The organism is Armatimonadota bacterium, from assembly GCA_018268395.1.
Lineage (GTDB): Bacteria > Armatimonadota > Fimbriimonadia > Fimbriimonadales > Fimbriimonadaceae > JAEURO01.
In genome coordinates, this window is record JAFDWQ010000011.1 from 1 (window position 1) to 16,740 (window position 16,740).

The window sequence follows — 16,740 nt, forward strand, 5'->3', positions numbered from 1 at the left end:
ACTTTCAAACTGACCCACTACCGACTATCAGGCTACAGTCTACCTTGGAAAACCGTCTTGGCGATCTCGTCCGCACTTCAAAGGCACGATCTGCATGAAAGGGCACAATTGTGGATGAGTGAGCAATTAACGATCACCCCATCCGTTTGGACGATGTTGGAATATTTGCGTATCACGACAGATGCTCGTGAACGGTTCTCATTGCCAAGACTGCTGTCGCTCTTAGGAACGGTGCCCGATGAGGAGAGGCGCTTCGCACCACTGCTTGTCACAATGCTTGAGGGCAGGACATCTCATGGACCTTCTGATCGGCCCATTGAGAGAATGTTCCAATACTTGTGCAAACTCGTACTTGGGGACTCCAGCATCTGGCATTCAAAGGATGATTTGGCACAGCCGACCATTGACCAACATTTCGTCAGTCCCGATGCAGACGTGATGTATTTTGCGTTTCGACTCTGGCCGGAACCGATAGATCATGAGACTTTAGTTGCAGTTGGAACAGCCCTGGGTTCAGCCTTTTACATTGATCGTGGCCAATATCCTTCGGTTACAGAGCATCGAGTGGATGGTTAAGAAGGTGGGAGGGTTTACCGACACGCTGAAGCGACGAAAATGCGCTCCTATACGCGTTCCTCAAGGACCGCGTGAAAACGGTACCGGCATCCGGTCATCTTGGGCACACTTCGGTATTCTTTGCAAAGGAGCTTCCATGGGTGTGCGTTCCTCCAGGGTTTTGTTTTTTGGCCTTCTTATCGGGTTCGCGTGTGCGCCTTCTGGCGATGGGGCCTTCATCGGAACGTGGAGGAACGACCCAAGCCTTGCCAGTCCGCCGTACAAAGACGGCGAATATCGGTTGCAGGATCGATTGGTCGTATCGGCCGATCACACGTTCCGTTGGGAACCGACGGGTCTCGTCGGTCGCTGGCAAGTGAGCGGCTCGGAGATGCAATGCCGTCTGGACGCGCCCTTTCCCCCACTGACAATGTTGTCCGGCGACGAAACGAAGTTCTCCCTGTCGTTAAAGGACGATCGGTTGGTCTGGAAGGCCGTCGGCGCCCGCGTCGACCCGAAGCCTGTCTATGTCTATGTCAGGCAACGCTAAGGGCGTATCGGCGATAGGAAGCCAGACTCCGATGTGTGCCTAGTCTAAGGGCGACCGCATCCGGGGTGGCCGGGGTGAACGGGATGGACCGTGCCCGTTGCACCCCGGTTCCGAAGGAACGTCTTCTGGCGAGGTCTTGCAGACAAGGACAGAAACGCTCGCCCGGTCCACGAGCCACGCCGAGGGCAGAAAGGAGCGTTTTGTCCTTGCCGCCCGCCGTCGAATCCGTGAGCCACGGCCCCTTCTTCAGAGGAGCTGCTTGAACTCGTCGACCGTCAGGCCCGCGCCGATGACGATCGCGCCCATCGTGTACTGGTCGATAGGGTTGTGGCGTGGAACGGTGACGACGCGCGAGCCGTTCGTCATGACGATGTGCTTGCCCTGGCGGACGACCCAGAACCCCGCTTTTTCTAGTCCTCTGACGGCCGCCAAGTGGTGGATGCCGGGAAGCCTAGGCAACCTTGTCGTCCACAGTGACCGTCTCCTCGACGGAGCCGTCCTCTCCGTGAAGCTCGGCCACGACCGACAGGTATTCCCGGATCGCGGCCTTGATCGCGTCCAAGGCTTGCTCGCGGGTCGCGCCCTGTGACGCGCAACCGGGCAGTGCCGGCACCCAGACGGCCCAGCCCTGATCGGATTCTTTCAACCTGACGCTGAAGGTCACGGATGCATTATACGGCGGCGGGCGAAGTGAAGGCGGATGACACGTTCGGTCCGACCGCACGTGGGTCCGACGACGCACCGCTGATCGCCGGGAGGTCCCTCCCACGGCAAGCCGGGGCAGGCGGCTTCGCTCGGGATGACGTCGTTGGGCGACGGCCCTCTCACATCGGTTCACGTCATCCCGACCGACCGCAGGGAGCGGAGGGATCTCCCCTTCCGAACTACCCGAACCACTCGAACTTTCGAACTCGCTTCCATTCCCGGAGGTCCCTCGACTACGCTCGGGATGACGTGTTTGAGGGGGCGGGCGCTCCGACATCGTTTCACGTCATCCCGACCGACCGGAGGGAGCGGAGGGACCTCCCCTTCCGGGCTTCCGGACAAACCCGAACCCCCGAACTTCCGAACCCCCCCCGAAAAACGCCGAAACGTAGACACCTGACTCCATTTCGAACCTAAGGTACGGAAATCAGGTCGTCACGGGAGCGATTTTCCAGGCCTGGTGTGCTTCTCACCTCATGCGGAAAATGATTTTCCAGGCCTGGTGCGCTTCTCACCTCATGCGGAAAATGATTTTCCAGGCCTGGTGCGCTTCTCACCTCATGCGGAAAATGGTTTTCCAGGCCTGGTGCGCTCCTCACCTCATGCGGAAAATGATTTTCCAGGCCTGGTGAGCTTCTCACCGCATGCGGAAAATGATCTTCCAGGCCTGGTGAGCTCCTCACCGCATGCCTTTTGCTCCTCCCTGGACGGGATCCGGGGCTCGGGCGGCCTGTCGATTTGCCCCCTCCGCCCTGCGGGCACCTCCCCCAGAAGGGGCACGATCATCCCCGTCTAGGGGAGGACCCCGGAGACACGATCACCCCCGACCAGAGAAGGATCCCGGAGGCGCGATCCTCCCCGACCACGGAGGGGTCCCAAAGAGCGGCCCCCTCCGCCCTGCGGGCACCTCCCCCAGAAGGGGCACGATCATCCCCGTCTAGGGGAGGACCCCGGAGACACGATCATCCCCGTCTTGGGGAGGAGCTCAGACCTTGCGCCACATCGCGAGCAGGCCGATGAGGGCGAGGGTCGCGAGGGAGCCGCCGATCCAGAACGGGGCGCGGTGGTCGACGCGGTCCCAGGTGACGCCCGCCACGAGGCTGCCCGCCAGGACCGCGAAGCCGTTCGCCATCGCATAGACCCCCATCGCGGTGCCGCGGTTCTCCGGCTCCGAGGCGTCCTTCACCCAGGCGCGGGAGACGCCGTCGCACGCGCCGTTGTAGATCCCATAGAGCGCCATCAACGGCCAGACGCCTGCGAGCGGGGTCGCGGCGAAGCCGAAATACGTGAGGGCGTAGACCGCCCACCCGATCGCGAGGACGGTCTTGCGGCCGACCTTGTCCGAGAGGTGGCCGAGAGGGAAGGCGGAGACCGAATAGACGGCGTTGAAGACGACGTACGAGAGCACGACGAGGCTGTCGCTCAGGCCGAGGTCCTTGGCCCGGAGCAGTAAAAACATGTCGGCGCTGTTGGCGAGGCCGAACACGATCGAGACGGCGAGCACGCGATAGAACTTTGGCGAGAGCTGAGGACGCACCGCGCTCGCGACGACGGGGGTTTCGGGCTCTTCGGGCCGGGCGGCAGGGTGTTTGTCGCGGAGCTGGAAGGTCAGCCAGACTGCGACGATCCCAGGCAGCAGCGTCCCGAGGAAAACGAGCCGGTACTGGCCGGGCAACATCCAAAGCAGCACGCAACCCGTGAGGCTGCCGACGACCGCGCCCGCCGCGTCCATCGCTCGGTGGAACCCGAACGCCCGGCCTGCGATCCCCGGCTCGACGGCGTCCGCGAGCAAAGCGTCGCGAGGCGAATAGCGGACGCCCTTACCGAAGCGGTCGACGATCCGCAGCAGCGCGACGAGCGGCCAACTGAAGGCGAGCGCGGTCAAGGGTTTCGAAACGGCCGTCATCGCGTAGCCGATGCGCACGAACGGCACCCGCGTCCCGAGTTTGTCGCTGAGGTGGCCGCTCCAGCCTTTGACGAAGTTGAGGACGATGTTGGCCGCGCCTTCCATGCCGGCGAGCACCGCGGCGGGGGCTTTGAGCGGGCCGGTGACGTAGAGCGGGATGACGGGGTAGACCATCTCCGAGGCGACGTCGGCCCAGAAGCTGACCCAGGCCATGATCCGGACAGGCCTTGGAAACTTGCCCTTGTCGTGGTCCGGTCCGGCCATGTCGTTCGCGTCCATCTTAACCCGTTCCGGGCGCCCGAACGCCGTCGCTCAAGAAGCCCGGGCCGCCCGGAGCCGGTCGATCGTGACGGCGGTGACGATGATGACGCCGGTGGCGATCTCTTGCACCCATTGAGGAAGGCCGATCTGGTTGGACCCGGCGCGGATCGTGGTCATGATGAGGGCGCCGACGAGCGAACCCGCGACCGAGCCTTGTCCTCCAGTCAACGAGGCTCCGCCGATGACGACGGCGGCGATGACGTCGAGCTCGAGGCCCTGGGCGACGGTCGGGTCGCCGAGCGTCAGGCGGGAGAACATCATGAGACCGCCGAGGCCGATGAAGAAGCCGCCGATCAGGAAGACGGCGAGCATGTTCCGCTTGACGGGGACGCCTGCGAGGTAGGCGGCGTCTTCGTTGGACCCGCAGGCGACGACGTTGCGTCCGAAGACGGAGCCTTTGAGCAGCCAGGTCGCGGCGACGGCCATCGCGAGCAAGAGCCAGACGCCGGGAGGGAAGAGCTTCCACTTCTGCTCCGGCTCGAGGGTGGCCAGGACGTCCTTGAGCCAAGGCGGGCACTTGTCGACGTCGATCTTCTGTTCGTTCCCGAGCCCTTTCGCGAGCCCTCGGACGACGGACATCGATGCTAGCGTCGCGATGAACGGGCTGACGCGCAGGCCCGTCACCATCAGGCCGTTCACCGCCCCGCACGCGCACCCGGCCAAGATCCCGACCAAGGACGCGGTGACGCCGTCGGCGTGGTGGACCTGGATCATCCACGCGATGACGACGCTGACGAACGCGACGACGCTTCCGACGGAGAGGTCGATCGCCCCGCGGACGATGATGTAGGTCATGCCGATCGCGGCGAACCCGACGATCGCGGTCTGGCGCGCGATGGTCTCGATATTGGCCTGAGTGGGGAAGCTGTTCGGTAGCTTCCAGGCGAACGCCGCGAACAAGAGCGCCCAGGCTGCGACCAAGACGAAGAAGCTGGCGTACGCTTTCATGGCCGCCGGCACCGGATCCGGTCGTCGGAGCGGAGCATCAGATCTTCGGCGGGTTCAAGACCTTCTTGACCTCTTCGGTCTCCATGTTCGCTTTGGTCGCCAAGGTCGCTCCGGTGTCGATCCGGGCCTCGACCTTCTCGCCGCGGATCTGCTTGACGATCGACTCGACGGCGAGTTTGCCCATGTTGAAGGGGTTCTGGACGACGAGGCCGTCGATCTCGCCCGCGGCGAGCCCGTCGACGAGCTTGGGCGAGGAGTCGAAGCCGTAGAACTTGACCTTGCCCGCGAGCTTGGCGTCCTGGAGGGCGCGGAGCATGCCGAAAGTGGAAGATTCGTTCGGGCAGAAGATCCCGGCGACGGCGAGGTTGCCGTCCGGGCCTTTGAACCGGTTGAGGAGGTTTTCGGCCGCCTTTTGGGCCGTCTCGACGCTGGCTCCTGCGAACTGGTTCTCGCTGACGATCTCCAAGCCGCCGGCCTTCGCCGCTTCGATGAAGCCGGTCTCGCGCTCGGTCGTGCTCGCCGAGCCGGACTGATAGCGCAGGACGATGACTTTGCCGCCTTTACCGATGGCGGCGACCATCGCTTCGCCGGCCGTCGAGCCGCCTTTCTTGTTGTCGGTGGCGACGAAGCTGACGGTCCCGGTGGCGTCGGCAAGGGCCGAGTCGAAGATCAAGACAGGGATCTTGGCCTTCAGCGCGCTGTCGACGGGCGTCCGCAGGGCTTTGTCGTCCAACGGGGCGAGGCAGATGCCGTCGACCTTCGCGGTGATCTGGTCTTCGACGACTTGGATCTGGGCGTCGCGGTCGTCTTCCTTGAGGGGCCCTTTCCAGATCAGTTCGACGCCTTGGGCCTTGGCGGCCTCGTCGGCGCCCGCATGGACGGACTTCCAGAATTCGTGGGCGGTGCCTTTCGGGATCATCGCGATCTTCAGGCTTCCGCCTCCCGACGGCCCCTTGGGTCCGGACGTCGTCGATCCGGACGTGGTGCCTGTGCTCCCCGACGTGCCGGTGGTCTGCCCAGGGCCTCCATTGTCGGGAGGGTTGCATCCGGCCGCCACGACGGCGAGGCCGGTCAGTGCAAGGTGCCACAGCTTCATCGAGGGCTTTTTACCATCGGGCCCGCACGGATTGCGCGGTGCGCGTAGCGGTATCCTGACCGACCGATGGCAGAAGTGGACATCAACCTGACGGCACGGGGCGAGCAGGTCGTCCAGCCTTGGATCTGGAGGCTGTGCAAGGAGTTCGACTGCAAGGTCTCGATCACCAAGGCCAACGTCGACACCGATTTCGGTTGGATCCAAGTCAGACTGAGCGGCTCGGTCGAGGAGATCCAGCGGGCCACGGCCTGGCTGATGACGACGGGCCTGCACGTGGACGCGCTACAAAGGTCGGTCGGGGCCAACGCGTGACGGCCGAGCCCGACCTGTTCGGGCCGTATCTGCCCGAAGACTTTGACGCGTTCTGGGACGACGTGACGGCCGAAGCCGTGTCCGCCCCGATGGACTACAAGCGGTCGGGTACGAACGACTATCTCAAGTCCGGTTTCCGGGTCGAATCGCTCACGTTCCGCGGCATCGACGGCGGCACCCGGCACGGCTGGATCGCGTTCCCGGTGGACGCGCTCCGACTACCCGGATTCCTTTGGGTGCCCCCCTATGGCCGTTGGTCGATGATGCCCGACCAATACGGCACCCGCGACGGCATGGTCAGCCTCAGTTTCAATTTCTTCGGAGAAAGCGCGTTCCATAAGGAGGACTACGTTCCGTCCCGGGGCTACTTCGCCGACGGCGCGGGTTCGCGCGACACCTGGGTGTTCAAACGCATGTACCAGGACGCGGTCATCGCCTTGCGCGTCCTTCAATCGCAGTCCGAGGCCGATGAAGACCGCTTGGGCGCCATGGGCCTGAGCCAGGGAGGAGGGATCGCGCTTTGGCTCGGAGCCTGGTGCCGACAGGTCAAGACGGTCGTGGGTGATTTTCCGTTCCTCTCGGCGATGCGTTGGGTGCTCTCTCAGAGGGTCCATCGCTACCCGCTCAAGGAACTCGTGGAGTTTACGGACACGCTTCCCTTGGGCCGAGAGCAGATCGGCCACGTCCTCAGCTACTTCGATACCGTCAACCATGCCACGCGCTGTCGCGTCCCGACGCTGGTCACCCTCGGAACGAAGGACCCTGCCGTCCGGTCCGAACAGGTCCGCGCGGTCTTTGACGCCTTACCCGGCCCGAAGGAACTCGCCGAGATCGATTACGGCCATGACTGGCACCCGAGCATGGTCGGACGCAATCGGGACTGGCTTTTGAAGCACCTCGGCTAGGAAGCTTGTTTCCGACTTTTCCTCTTGTCCGGCTTGGGCTTCAGAGGGATCGTGCCTTTCGGCAACATCGGATGGGTCAGTTCGGGGGTGAACGTGGGCTCTTCCGTCGCCGGATAGACGTCGCGATGGCCGGGACGAAGGCCGCCGGAACGGTCCGGGATCGGCCAGGATTTGGGATCCTGACCGTCACGCTCCTGGTTCATACGGTCCCGCCCTGGGCCGAGAACAGAAAAACCGTCCGAGCCCCTGTCGGCCGCACCTCGTCCTGGGACGGGGACGACATGTCGTCGATCAACGCCCGAAGGTGCTTCACCTGGTCTTGCACCTCGGCCAAACGGACTCTGACTGCGCGCCGGACGTTCTCGTCTTGCGACGAGAAGAGAAGCTTCAGGACAGAGTGTCCTAGCCGAAGCTGGGCGTCCAGCGCGTCACGTAGGTTCTCGACATAAAGCTGTTTCACCTTGTCCACAGTCATGGTGGTCCTTCCGCAACGATTCAACGATACGCGGCGGAAGGGCGGGCGAAGAGAGCGGTCCGAGACGATAAGAACGCCGCTAAAAGCCGCGGAGGCCGGACTGGGCGATCTCGATCGCCCGTAACGAAGCTTGTGCCTTGCGGACACATTCGCGCCACTCCGAACCCGGATCGGAATCGAACACGATCCCTGCGCCCGCCTGTACGTACGCGGTGCCGTCCTTGATCAAGACCGTACGGATGGCGATCGCAAGGTCGACGTCCCCATTGACGCTGAAGTAGCCGACCGCACCGGCGTACAGACCGCGGCGCGTCGGTTCGAGTTCGTCGATGATCTGCATCGCCCGGACCTTTTGCGCCCCGCTCACCGTTCCGGCCGGAAAGGTCGCCCGCACCAGGTCGACCCCGTCGAGCCCTTCGGCGAGGCGTCCTTCGACCGAACTCACGATGTGCATCACGTGGCTGTACCGTTCGACGACCATCAAATCGCGCACGTGGACCGATCCCGTCTCGCTGACCCTTCCGAGGTCGTTGCGGCCCAGGTCGACGAGCATGATGTGCTCCGCACGCTCTTTCTCGTCGGCCAAAAGCTCGGAGGCGAGGGCATCGTCCTCGACCTGCGTCGCGCCCCTGGCCCTCGTGCCCGCGATCGGCCGGACGCGGGCCTCGCGCCCGACGAGGCTGACCAGCAGTTCGGGGGAAGCGCCGACGACGTCGAAGTCCCCGAACCGTAACAGATACATGTAAGGCGAAGGGTTGACCGACCGCAACGCCCGGTACACGTTGACCGCATGGGCGTCGACCTTTGTCGCGAAGCGGACGGACGGGACGACCTGGATACAGTCCCCCGCCGCGACGTACCCGATGATTTTCGAAACGGCCGCTTCGTAGTCGCCTTGAGTCCGGTTCGCCAGCACCGGACCGGGACCCGAAGCGCCCTTCGGGAGGTCGGGCAAGGGCCCTGAAAGGCGATCGACGATCCGCTCGATCTCCGTCTCGGCTTGGGACCGGCCTTGTGCCGTCCCGTCGCAGAGCGAGACCACGACGATCCGGTTCTTCACGTGGTCGAAGGCGACGACCGTCTCGACGACCATGAACGCCACGTCGTCTAGCCCTAAATCGTCGGCCGGAGGCTCTGGCAGACGTTCGAGCGACCGGACGAAGTCATAAGCGATCATGCCGACAGCGCCACCGACGAACTTGGGGAGGCCCTCCCATGATTCGGGATCGAGCCGGGGGAGGTTGCGGACTTCGGCGAGCCGCTCCGCCCCTCCACGGATCATCGCTTTCGGCCGGACGCCGATGAAGCTGTACCGGGCGAGCTGCTCGCCTCCGGTGACGCTTTCCAGGAGGAAACTGACGGGCTCGTCGTGGGCGAGCTTCCAATAGGCGGACAGCGGCGTGTCGAAGTCCGCCAATACTTCGCGCCACACGGGAACGGCTGCGTTCGGGCGGGGCGCTTCTTCGGGCATGGGTGACCGAGTTTAGCCGAGGCGCCCGGTCACGGGAAGGCGCTTGAAGGATGGGAGAATAGGAGGGTGGGAGGATTGAAAGCGCGGTGGGCCGGCATCCAGGACCAAGTGGCCTCGGCGTGCGCCTCGGTCGGACGCGATCCGGCAGACGTCACGGTCATCGCCGTGAGCAAGACCGTGCCCCTGGCGCTCGTCGAAGAAGCCTATGGGCTTGGCGTCAGAGAATTCGGCGAAAGCCGCCTCCAAGAAGCCGGCCCCAAAATCTTAGCGATGCCGGATGACTCGGTCTGGCACTTTGTCGGAAAACTTCAATCGAACAAAGCCAAAAAGGCCGCAGGACTTTTCGACGTGGTCCACACGGTGGAAAGCGAGAAACAGGTCCAAGAGCTGGAAAAAGCCGGTCGAAAGGTCCATGCCTTGATCGAAGTCAACGTCGCACGGGAACCGCAAAAAGCCGGCGTTTTCCCTGAGGATATTGACAGCATGGTCCGGTGTCTGTCATCCTGTGGGAACGTTCGTTATCGGGGCCTCATGACCATCGGGCCAGTCGTCCCCGACCCCGGACTGAGCCGCCCGGTCTTTCGGACGCTCGCCGAACTCGGCAAGCGCCACGGGGCCGAATGGTTGAGTATGGGGATGAGCGCCGACTTCGACGTGGCGATCCAGGAAGGAGCCACCCACGTCAGGATCGGTACGGCGCTCTTTGGCGGACGGACCTGATCCACGGACGGAGATACAGAAGCATCATGGAAGAAGCAGTCGCACGACCGGGCCTCTTTTCGCGCCTAGCCGGCATCGTCAACCGCAACCACGACGACTACGAAGAGGATTTCGACGCGCCCGCCGGGGCGCCTTTGCGCGTCCACTCGGCGCACAGGTACAGCATCACCGTGAGACGGCAGATCTCGTCGTTCCAGGACGCGGTCGCTGCGGCGGACGGCTTAAAGCGCGGCGAGCAACAGATCCTGAACCTGTCGATGGCGTCGATGGAACTTCGGGAGAAGATCAAGGACTTCATGTGCGGCGTCAATTACGCGGCCGAGGGGTCTTGGGAGGAACTGGGCGACAACGTCTTCCTTCTGGCACCTGCCTCCGCGTTCGTCGAAGTCGCCCCTGCTACGCCGCGCGGGCACGAAAAGAACTGAGCATCTCCTCAAGTGGAGTGATCCCGTCCCTGCCGTCTGAGGGTTTTCCGGCAGGGCGGGGTCATTGCACCGTCCTAACGCGACGTGACATGGACGGTCTTTTCGCGCGTGTAGACCGCAAGGCCGGGTTGCGACCCCTTCGGCCGACGGACGTAGCGCTTCTGCGTGTAATCGACCGACACGTAGGACGAGTGTTTCGACGACGAGTGGTCCACGGCGACCTTGGCCGCGAACTCGATGTCCGCGCGTTGGACCTTGTCCGGCCTGTTGTCCGTACACAGGACGACGTGGGCCGAAGGAGCCCCTCGGACGTGGAACCAAAGGTCGGCAGGCTTCGCGACCTTCGTGGTCAGATAATCGTTCGAGGTCGCGTTCTCGCCATAAAGGACGCGCCATCCGCCCGGTGACAGAAGTTCGCGGACGGCGTGACCTTCGAAAGGACGGTCTTCTTTGCGGACCGCCGTGCCCGGACGCTGGAGCCAGCGTCTCCGGGCGGCCGCTTCCCGGACCGCATCGAGGTCCTTCGCGTCGTCCGCGGACTCCAATGCCGCCAGCGACGAGAGCAAGGCCTCTCGGTCCTCGGTGAGACGGTCGTTCTGGCCACGCAGTTCGTCGGCGCGGGACTTGGCCTTCTTCGCCTTGGAGAAGTAACGCTCGGCGTTCTCAAGGGCCGACGCGTCCGGTTTCAGCGGCACCGCCACCTCTTGGCCGTCGTAGTCCCACGCGTCCAAGATCCGGGCGCCTTCCGGGATCGAGGACTGATATGCGAGGATGAGCTCGCCATAAAGTTGGAGCCGCCGAGCGTTCCGGGCCGCGTCGAGGGCTTCGGCCAAGTCGCGTAATGCGACGTCCCGCGCAAGCAGCACACGTTCGAGCTGTGAACGAAGCCCCGCTTGCTCCGAACGGAACCGGGCCTCCGCTATCGCGCTTTCGAAGTGCTGTTCGAGGGCTTGACCGATCGAAGCCCGTGAAACGCCGTCCAAGCCTAACGCCGCCACGTCGACCGGGTACGCGCCGGATCCTGGGACGAACGTCGCACCGGGCGACGTCCCCTGCCAGACGGCGTCGACGGCGGTCGCGTCGCCGCCCGCTGCCAGGAGTTTCCGCAAGAACGGGGATGATCCGTCTCCGTCCGGAACCGGGGGAAGCGCATATTCTCCGCCCGGCAAGACAGGCCTGACGGACCGGGCCGGGCCGATGAACTCGGCAGCGGCCACGGCCCGTCCTCGGCCGTCGACGAGGACGATGTTGCCGTGCCGGCCCGTGGCTTCCACCATCAGTCGGTACGATTCCGTTTCCGTCCGGAACGCGAACTCGACCACACGGTCGCGGCCGATCTGGCGTACTGAAGTCAACTCCGATCCGTGGAGCCGCTTCCGGATTTCGGTCGCCAAGGAAGGAGCGTCCTTCGGGAATTCGGGCCGCCTCGTCGCCGGATAGATCCGAGCGAACTCGCGGTCGACGCTGGCGACGACCCACCTCTCCCCGCCGTCATAGAAGCCGAGGACAAGGGTCCGCGCGTCCGGTTGCGCCGCTCGTTCCAGCTTCGATCCGACGAAGACTTGGAGCTCGGAGACGACCGCCGCCGTCGACAGGCTGTCGAAAGGGATCTTCACGCTCGCCAGGATCATATCCGTTGGACTAGAATCGCCTTTGTGCCCCGAGCGGTCGTCTGGTACGGCGTCTATTGCGTCCTTCAAGCGGTCTTAAACCTGGTGTGGTTCGGGCTGGCGGTCTGGTTGGTCGTCAAGAACAAGGAGGTCGCGAACGAGTACTTTCCCGCCGGGTTCTTTCTAGCGGGCGGGCTGTTCCTGATGCCGACGACGCTCTTTGTCGGTGTGGGGAACGTGTGGCTGATGTTCCGGCCTCGGACGAAGAAAGCGTGGTCGATGCACATGGGGAACCTCGCCGTCGGTGCGGGCACCTGCGTCTTGACGCCACTCGCCTTGCCCTTGCTCTTCGCCTGGTTCCGTCCGGCCGTGCGAGAATGGTACGGGTCGTGACCGTCAGGCCTTGGCGCCGCAGAGCCGGCACATGGTGAGGGTCATCCGCTCGACCGTGTCGCCTGCCGAGTAACTGGGCAGGGCGCCCTTGAGCATGGCGTCTGCAGCGGTGATCTCTCCGATGCAGCCCGAAATCTGGTGCAAGGAGAGCCTCTTCGCTGCTCCGACGATCTTCCGTTGGCGCCAATCGGGCTCGTTGCCGAGCCGTTTTTCCGGCAGCCAACGTTCGACGTGAGCGTCCGGATGGACGGGGTTGGTACCCGAGTCCAAGCAGAACCGCGCTTGCCAAAGCGCCCGGAACTGACTGACAAGGACAGGGAACACTCGTTGTATGGCCATGCTGCTCGCGTCGGGGGAGCGGCCGAAAAGGAGCCGGACCTGGGTCACGGCCGTGGCCGCGTCGCCTGCGACGACGGCGTCCACGAGTTTGAAAGCGTTGTATTCGAGGTCGGGCGTGACCGCCGCTTTCACGTCTGCTTCCCGGACCTCCGGTGATTCTCCTGCGAAAAGGGCCGCCTTTTCGGCCTCAGCGATGGCCGAGCCAGGCTTGTTGCCGACCATTTGGGCCAGCGTGTTGGCCGCCTTTTCAGAGATCGTCTTATCGTGCTTGGCCACTGCTTCACGGATCAGGACGAGCGTACGTGAGGGATCTTCGTTGAAGACGTAGGATTTGCCTCCGGCGAGGTCGACGATCTTGGCCCAGACGTCTGCGGATTTGCGCAGCCTTTGCTGACGGTCGTCGTCTCCACTGTCCTCGTCATGGACGAGGACCAGCAGCGACGTCTCAGGCAGGGCCGCCAAGAGTCGTACGACGCTATGGTTCTTACCGATGCTCTCGTCGGTCCGCTTAGCGACGTCGTACCGACCGATCGAGCGGACGATGACGGTCCGACGTTCGGAAAAGAACGGAACGGTCGCGGCCAGCCCGCACCATTCGGACGGGTCTTTCGCGTCGGCCTGGAACTGTTCGGTCTCTGAAGGATCGATCCCCTCGCTCGAAGTCAGTTCTTCCAAGGCCGAAGCGCGGGAAACCGGGTCGTCTCCGGAGATCAGCACGACGCGACGCTGCAACGCGGACGCCGTTTCGAACCGGGCCGCCATTACCGGCCCCCCTTCGTGGACTTCGCCGACCGGAGGTCCTTCAAGAGACGTTTGATCGTCTCTCGCTCATCGACGGTCATGGCGGCAGGGCCGAACGCGGCTTTGTCCAGGGCCGCGACGACCGCCTTCAGTTCCTCGTGACCGGTTTCGAACCTCGGTGCGGCGATGTCCGCATATTCCTTGACCGTCATGCTGAAGCGTCGGTTGACCCCCGTCTTCGACCGGACGGTCCGGTCGAACTCACGTTGAAGCGGAGCGACTTCGGACTTACCTGCCGCTACCGTCCGAGCGGCGACGAACGCCTTGATCTGGGGCAGGAGCAGGACGACGATGCCGATCGTGCTCGCGAGCGCGACCACGAAGACCACGTTCCTCCAGAACGTCCCACCGTCGTTCCCGGTGTTGGACTCGTCGTCGTCGGCAGCGATCGCACCCTCCGTCGGGTCGAACGGCACCCACCCTCGTCCTTCGAAGTACACCTCGGCCCAGGCATGGGCGTCCTTCTGCCTGACCGTGTAGAAACCTTGCTCGTCCTTCTTCATGTCCTGGACGACGTAGCCGACCGTATAGCGGGCCGGCAGTCCGACGGCGCGGGCGCAGACGACCATCGATGTCGCGAAGAGGTCGCAGTACCCGACCCTGCTCGAAAAGAGGAAATGCTCGGACGGGTCGGACCCGCTCGGCACGGGCGGCGACTTGAGGCTGTATTTGGCCGCCGACGCGATCGCGGCCTTGATCCTCTCGGCCTTGTCGTAGTCCGAGCCTGCGTTCGCGGTCGCTGCGAGGGCGAAACTGACCACCGACGAAGGGATGCGACGGTCATCCAAGAAGTAGCTTTCGATGGGCCGCAGATCGGCCGGCATCCTCGCCGAACCCGGTTCGGCCGCAGCCTTCGGTCGAAGATAAGTGACGTCGACCGACTGCCCCGTCTGGAGTTCCGTCCGCCGCAAGGCGAGGCCGGACAGAGAGAACGTGTAACCCGCGGGCGCCGAGTCTTGAATCTGTGCGACGGAACCGGGTGTCCCGATCGCAGGGACACGGCGGAACGCGGCGAGGACCGTCAATCGGGCCGGTTCAGGATCCGGGAACGGTTCGAGCGGTGCACCTTTGAGCCAACCCGTGGCGAGGGTCGGCGACCCGTCGTCGGGGGGAGTGACGACGATCGGGCCTGACGAAAGAACGGACTGCACGTCCGTCGAACGGAGCCGCGACCAGCCCGCCTTGTTGTAGAACACGTAGAACCCCGTGCGGAGGTACACGTCGTTGCTGACCTTGACTTTGAACAACGGGGTGGGATCGCTGTCGATCCGTCCACGGCCGACCGGCATCTCCGCATTGTCCTGGTTCGACGCGGCCGCAGCCGCCGACGGTGCCGAAGGGAGGCTGACCTTGACCGCTCCCGATACCTGCTGGACCGACATACGGAGCAACGGAGCACCAAGGAGACTGACGAGGACGATCACGGCCGCCGATGCGAACGCCCACTCCGGCCCAGCCATCCAGCGCCAGGAGTCCCGTTCGAGCAGGACGGGGTCGTCGACGCCGGCGAGTTGGGCCCTCCGGACCATGGCACGGCGATGGATTCGAGCGTAGAGAAGGCTCGAACAGACCAAGAACAGGAAGAACAGGACGGTGGCCGGCGGATAGCTGTCGAACGTGCCGACAAGGGCGAACAACGACAGGCACGGTAAGTTCAAAAAGAGCAACGTCTGGTCGCGCCACGAGACGAACCCGCAGAAGAGGATCATCCAGGACAGCCAGGCTCCCGCGAAGATCGCGAACGGGACGCCCTCTTCCGGAAGCAACCGATTGAGCGGTTGCGTTCCGAGCGCCGAAGCGACGACGAAAAAGCTCCATAGATAGCTGTCGGCGTTAGCCGCCTTCTTGTCCTTGACCGCCCTCGAAACGAAGTACCCGGCCAGAAGCGAGACGATCGAGCCGACGGAAAGGAACTGGGCCAGCAAAGGCTTACCGAGGCTTTGGCCGAGCGCGAACAACGATGTCGCGCACGACACGATGACCAGGAAATGGTCGAGGAACGTCGTCTCGCTCGGTTTCTTCACTTGACCGCCTCGACCTTCGGCATCATTTGGACTTCGGCCCCCGCCGTTTCCAGTGCGGCGATGTAGGCAGGGTCGGCCGCCGACAAGGCTTTCGACGCCGGGTCGAACTCGGCGGCGTCATAGATCAGGCAGACCGCCTTTAACCCCGAGAGGGAACTGACGACGTCCGGAAGCCCGGGATCCTGCACGGAGAGCATGACGGCCAACGTGGCGCCCTCTCGGACGCCGATCCGTGACACGTCGGCGCTCACCGGATCCTTCTGGTCGCACTGGACGTCGGTCAGGATCTCGCGGACCGCCCGCAATCGGGACAACGGGTGCTGCTGGGCCATCTCGCGGCCCTCATGGACGGGGAACCACACGGACGCTCCCTTTTCGATGTACGTGTCAGCGATATAAAGGGCGTGTCCGCACATCGCTTCGAACGTCGTCGCACCGGCCTGCCCGACCTCGGTCCCCGCGGTCCTTTGCAGCACGATGGCCATGTTCAGTCCCGAACCGGTCTCGAACTCCTTCACCATGAGCCGTCCGGTCTTGGCCGTCGTCGGCCAATGGATGTGCCGGATCGAGTCGCCGGACGCGTACTCGCGGACGCCTCGTGAATCTGTTCCCTGACCTCGGGCCAGACCCGACTCGAGGTCGGAGACGCCCCATCCTGCAGAAGGCCGGACGGTGACGCTGACCGGAATCGGTACAGGAGAGACCGTGAGTTCGACAGGTTCGGTCTGCACGGAGCGCTCCATCGTCACAAGCCCCAAGGCGTCCGTGCCGCGAATGACCACCCGCCTCCATCGGAAGCGGCCCCGCCGAAGAGGTTTGAACCGGAACCGGGTCGTGATCGGCTGGTCGAACGAAGGCGCAACGGGCAAAGAAGGGGTCCTGTCCCGCACGATGAGGCCTTCGGGAAGGACGTCTTCAAGGCTGACGAGCGGCCGTTTCAGCTTATGGTCGCTCCAAACGACCGTCTCGACCGTCACCCATTCGCCAAGGGTCACCATCGGCGGGACGTTGCGTTCGAACCGCAGGCCCTGGATCGCGAGCCATGCCTGGAGCCGTGAGGCGGCAAGCGTCGCGACGACGGCCACCGTCATATAGAAAAGAGGCGGCGAGTTCACGAGGACGGCCATGACGATGAGGAACACCGCCGCGACCGTGAGGGCCATCGTGACGTACCGGGTCAATCG

The 16,740-nt window shown here is 63.9% G+C and carries 18 protein-coding genes; 6 read left to right on the top strand and 12 right to left on the bottom strand.

What is annotated here, in order from left to right:
* Positions 1–490 precede the first annotated feature (490 nt).
* Positions 491–1,105, top strand: coding sequence for a hypothetical protein (locus JST30_16625; GenBank protein ID MBS1715953.1), 615 nt, complete (start codon positions 491–493; stop codon positions 1,103–1,105).
* A 246-nt stretch (positions 1,106–1,351) separates the two neighbouring features.
* Here the strand turns inward: JST30_16625 and JST30_16630 are convergent, their stop codons facing one another.
* The 5 genes from JST30_16630 to JST30_16650 form a co-directional block, all read right to left on the bottom strand.
* Positions 1,352–1,564: a type II toxin-antitoxin system HicA family toxin gene (locus JST30_16630; GenBank protein ID MBS1715954.1), complete on the bottom strand. Its 213-nt coding sequence runs from the start codon at positions 1,562–1,564 to the stop codon at positions 1,352–1,354.
* Positions 1,557–1,769: a type II toxin-antitoxin system HicB family antitoxin gene (locus JST30_16635; GenBank protein ID MBS1715955.1), complete on the bottom strand. Its 213-nt coding sequence runs from the start codon at positions 1,767–1,769 to the stop codon at positions 1,557–1,559. Before JST30_16635 ends, JST30_16630 begins: the two co-directional genes overlap by 8 nt.
* Before the next feature lie 1,026 nt (positions 1,770–2,795).
* Positions 2,796–3,980, bottom strand: coding sequence for an MFS transporter (locus JST30_16640; GenBank protein MBS1715956.1), 1,185 nt, complete (start codon positions 3,978–3,980; stop codon positions 2,796–2,798).
* A 48-nt stretch (positions 3,981–4,028) separates the two neighbouring features.
* The gene (locus JST30_16645) at positions 4,029–4,985 is read right to left on the bottom strand and encodes an ABC transporter permease (GenBank protein MBS1715957.1); all 957 of its coding nucleotides are present in this window, start codon (positions 4,983–4,985) and stop codon (positions 4,029–4,031) included.
* 37 nt (positions 4,986–5,022) lie between these two features.
* The gene (locus JST30_16650) at positions 5,023–6,081 is read right to left on the bottom strand and encodes a substrate-binding domain-containing protein (GenBank protein MBS1715958.1); all 1,059 of its coding nucleotides are present in this window, start codon (positions 6,079–6,081) and stop codon (positions 5,023–5,025) included.
* 66 nt (positions 6,082–6,147) lie between these two features.
* Here JST30_16650 and JST30_16655 point away from each other — a divergent pair, with 66 nt between their 5' ends.
* Both JST30_16655 and JST30_16660 read left to right on the top strand, forming a co-directional pair.
* Positions 6,148–6,393 (top strand): NIL domain-containing protein, encoded by a 246-nt coding sequence (locus JST30_16655; protein ID MBS1715959.1) that lies wholly within the window; start codon positions 6,148–6,150, stop codon positions 6,391–6,393.
* Positions 6,390–7,298 carry an acetylxylan esterase gene (locus JST30_16660; GenBank protein ID MBS1715960.1) on the top strand — a complete coding sequence of 303 codons (909 nt, stop codon included), beginning with the start codon at positions 6,390–6,392 and terminating at the stop codon, positions 7,296–7,298. Before JST30_16655 ends, JST30_16660 begins: the two co-directional genes overlap by 4 nt.
* Here the strand turns inward: JST30_16660 and JST30_16665 are convergent.
* The 3 genes from JST30_16665 to trpE form a co-directional block, all read right to left on the bottom strand.
* The gene (locus JST30_16665; protein ID MBS1715961.1) at positions 7,295–7,501 is read right to left on the bottom strand and encodes a hypothetical protein; all 207 of its coding nucleotides are present in this window, start codon (positions 7,499–7,501) and stop codon (positions 7,295–7,297) included. The genes JST30_16660 and JST30_16665 overlap by 4 nt on opposite strands.
* Positions 7,498–7,773, bottom strand: coding sequence for a hypothetical protein (locus tag JST30_16670; GenBank protein ID MBS1715962.1), 276 nt, complete (start codon positions 7,771–7,773; stop codon positions 7,498–7,500). The genes JST30_16665 and JST30_16670 overlap by 4 nt, the downstream gene beginning before the upstream one ends.
* Positions 7,774–7,852: 79 nt before the next feature.
* Complete coding sequence (gene trpE / locus JST30_16675) at positions 7,853–9,244, bottom strand: anthranilate synthase component I (protein ID MBS1715963.1); 1,392 nt, start codon at positions 9,242–9,244, stop codon at positions 7,853–7,855.
* 66 nt (positions 9,245–9,310) lie between these two features.
* Here trpE and JST30_16680 point away from each other — a divergent pair, with 66 nt between their 5' ends.
* Together JST30_16680 and JST30_16685 are read left to right on the top strand one after the other, a co-directional pair.
* On the top strand, positions 9,311–9,964 hold the full coding sequence (locus JST30_16680; protein MBS1715964.1) for a YggS family pyridoxal phosphate-dependent enzyme: 654 nt from the start codon (positions 9,311–9,313) through the stop codon (positions 9,962–9,964).
* Positions 9,965–9,990: 26 nt separating this feature from the next.
* Positions 9,991–10,389 carry a cell division protein SepF gene (locus JST30_16685; GenBank protein ID MBS1715965.1) on the top strand — a complete coding sequence of 133 codons (399 nt, stop codon included), beginning with the start codon at positions 9,991–9,993 and terminating at the stop codon, positions 10,387–10,389.
* A gap of 74 nt (positions 10,390–10,463) precedes the next feature.
* On the opposite strand, the gene JST30_16690 is transcribed toward JST30_16685, so the two are convergent.
* Entirely contained in the window at positions 10,464–12,005 is a 1,542-nt protein-coding gene (locus JST30_16690; protein ID MBS1715966.1) for an NFACT family protein, read from the bottom strand.
* A gap of 39 nt (positions 12,006–12,044) precedes the next feature.
* Here JST30_16690 and JST30_16695 point away from each other — a divergent pair, with 39 nt between their 5' ends.
* Positions 12,045–12,392 carry a hypothetical protein gene (locus JST30_16695; protein ID MBS1715967.1) on the top strand — a complete coding sequence of 116 codons (348 nt, stop codon included), beginning with the start codon at positions 12,045–12,047 and terminating at the stop codon, positions 12,390–12,392.
* A gap of 3 nt (positions 12,393–12,395) precedes the next feature.
* Here the strand turns inward: JST30_16695 and JST30_16700 are convergent, their stop codons facing one another.
* Genes JST30_16700 through JST30_16710 form a run of 3 tightly spaced genes read right to left on the bottom strand, consistent with a single transcriptional unit; the run spans position 12,396 to position 16,737 of the window.
* Positions 12,396–13,493, bottom strand: coding sequence for a hypothetical protein (locus JST30_16700; GenBank protein MBS1715968.1), 1,098 nt, complete (start codon positions 13,491–13,493; stop codon positions 12,396–12,398).
* The gene (locus JST30_16705; protein ID MBS1715969.1) at positions 13,493–15,556 is read right to left on the bottom strand and encodes a hypothetical protein; all 2,064 of its coding nucleotides are present in this window, start codon (positions 15,554–15,556) and stop codon (positions 13,493–13,495) included. Before JST30_16705 ends, JST30_16700 begins: the two co-directional genes overlap by 1 nt.
* On the bottom strand, positions 15,553–16,737 hold the full coding sequence (locus JST30_16710; protein MBS1715970.1) for a DUF58 domain-containing protein: 1,185 nt from the start codon (positions 16,735–16,737) through the stop codon (positions 15,553–15,555). Before JST30_16710 ends, JST30_16705 begins: the two co-directional genes overlap by 4 nt.
* Positions 16,738–16,740: the final 3 nt, after the last annotated feature.

Coding starts and splice junctions, on each gene's coding strand:
- JST30_16640 (MBS1715956.1), bottom strand. CDS start 3,980: ATGGCCGGACCGGACCACGACAAGGGCAAGTTTCCAAGGCCTGTCCGG.
- JST30_16645 (MBS1715957.1), bottom strand. CDS start 4,985: ATGAAAGCGTACGCCAGCTTCTTCGTCTTGGTCGCAGCCTGGGCGCTC.
- JST30_16650 (MBS1715958.1), bottom strand. CDS start 6,081: ATGAAGCTGTGGCACCTTGCACTGACCGGCCTCGCCGTCGTGGCGGCC.
- JST30_16655 (MBS1715959.1), top strand. CDS start 6,148: ATGGCAGAAGTGGACATCAACCTGACGGCACGGGGCGAGCAGGTCGTC.
- JST30_16665 (MBS1715961.1), bottom strand. CDS start 7,501: ATGAACCAGGAGCGTGACGGTCAGGATCCCAAATCCTGGCCGATCCCG.
- JST30_16670 (MBS1715962.1), bottom strand. CDS start 7,773: ATGACTGTGGACAAGGTGAAACAGCTTTATGTCGAGAACCTACGTGAC.
- trpE (MBS1715963.1), bottom strand. CDS start 9,244: ATGCCCGAAGAAGCGCCCCGCCCGAACGCAGCCGTTCCCGTGTGGCGC.
- JST30_16685 (MBS1715965.1), top strand. CDS start 9,991: ATGGAAGAAGCAGTCGCACGACCGGGCCTCTTTTCGCGCCTAGCCGGC.
- JST30_16700 (MBS1715968.1), bottom strand. CDS start 13,493: ATGGCGGCCCGGTTCGAAACGGCGTCCGCGTTGCAGCGTCGCGTCGTG.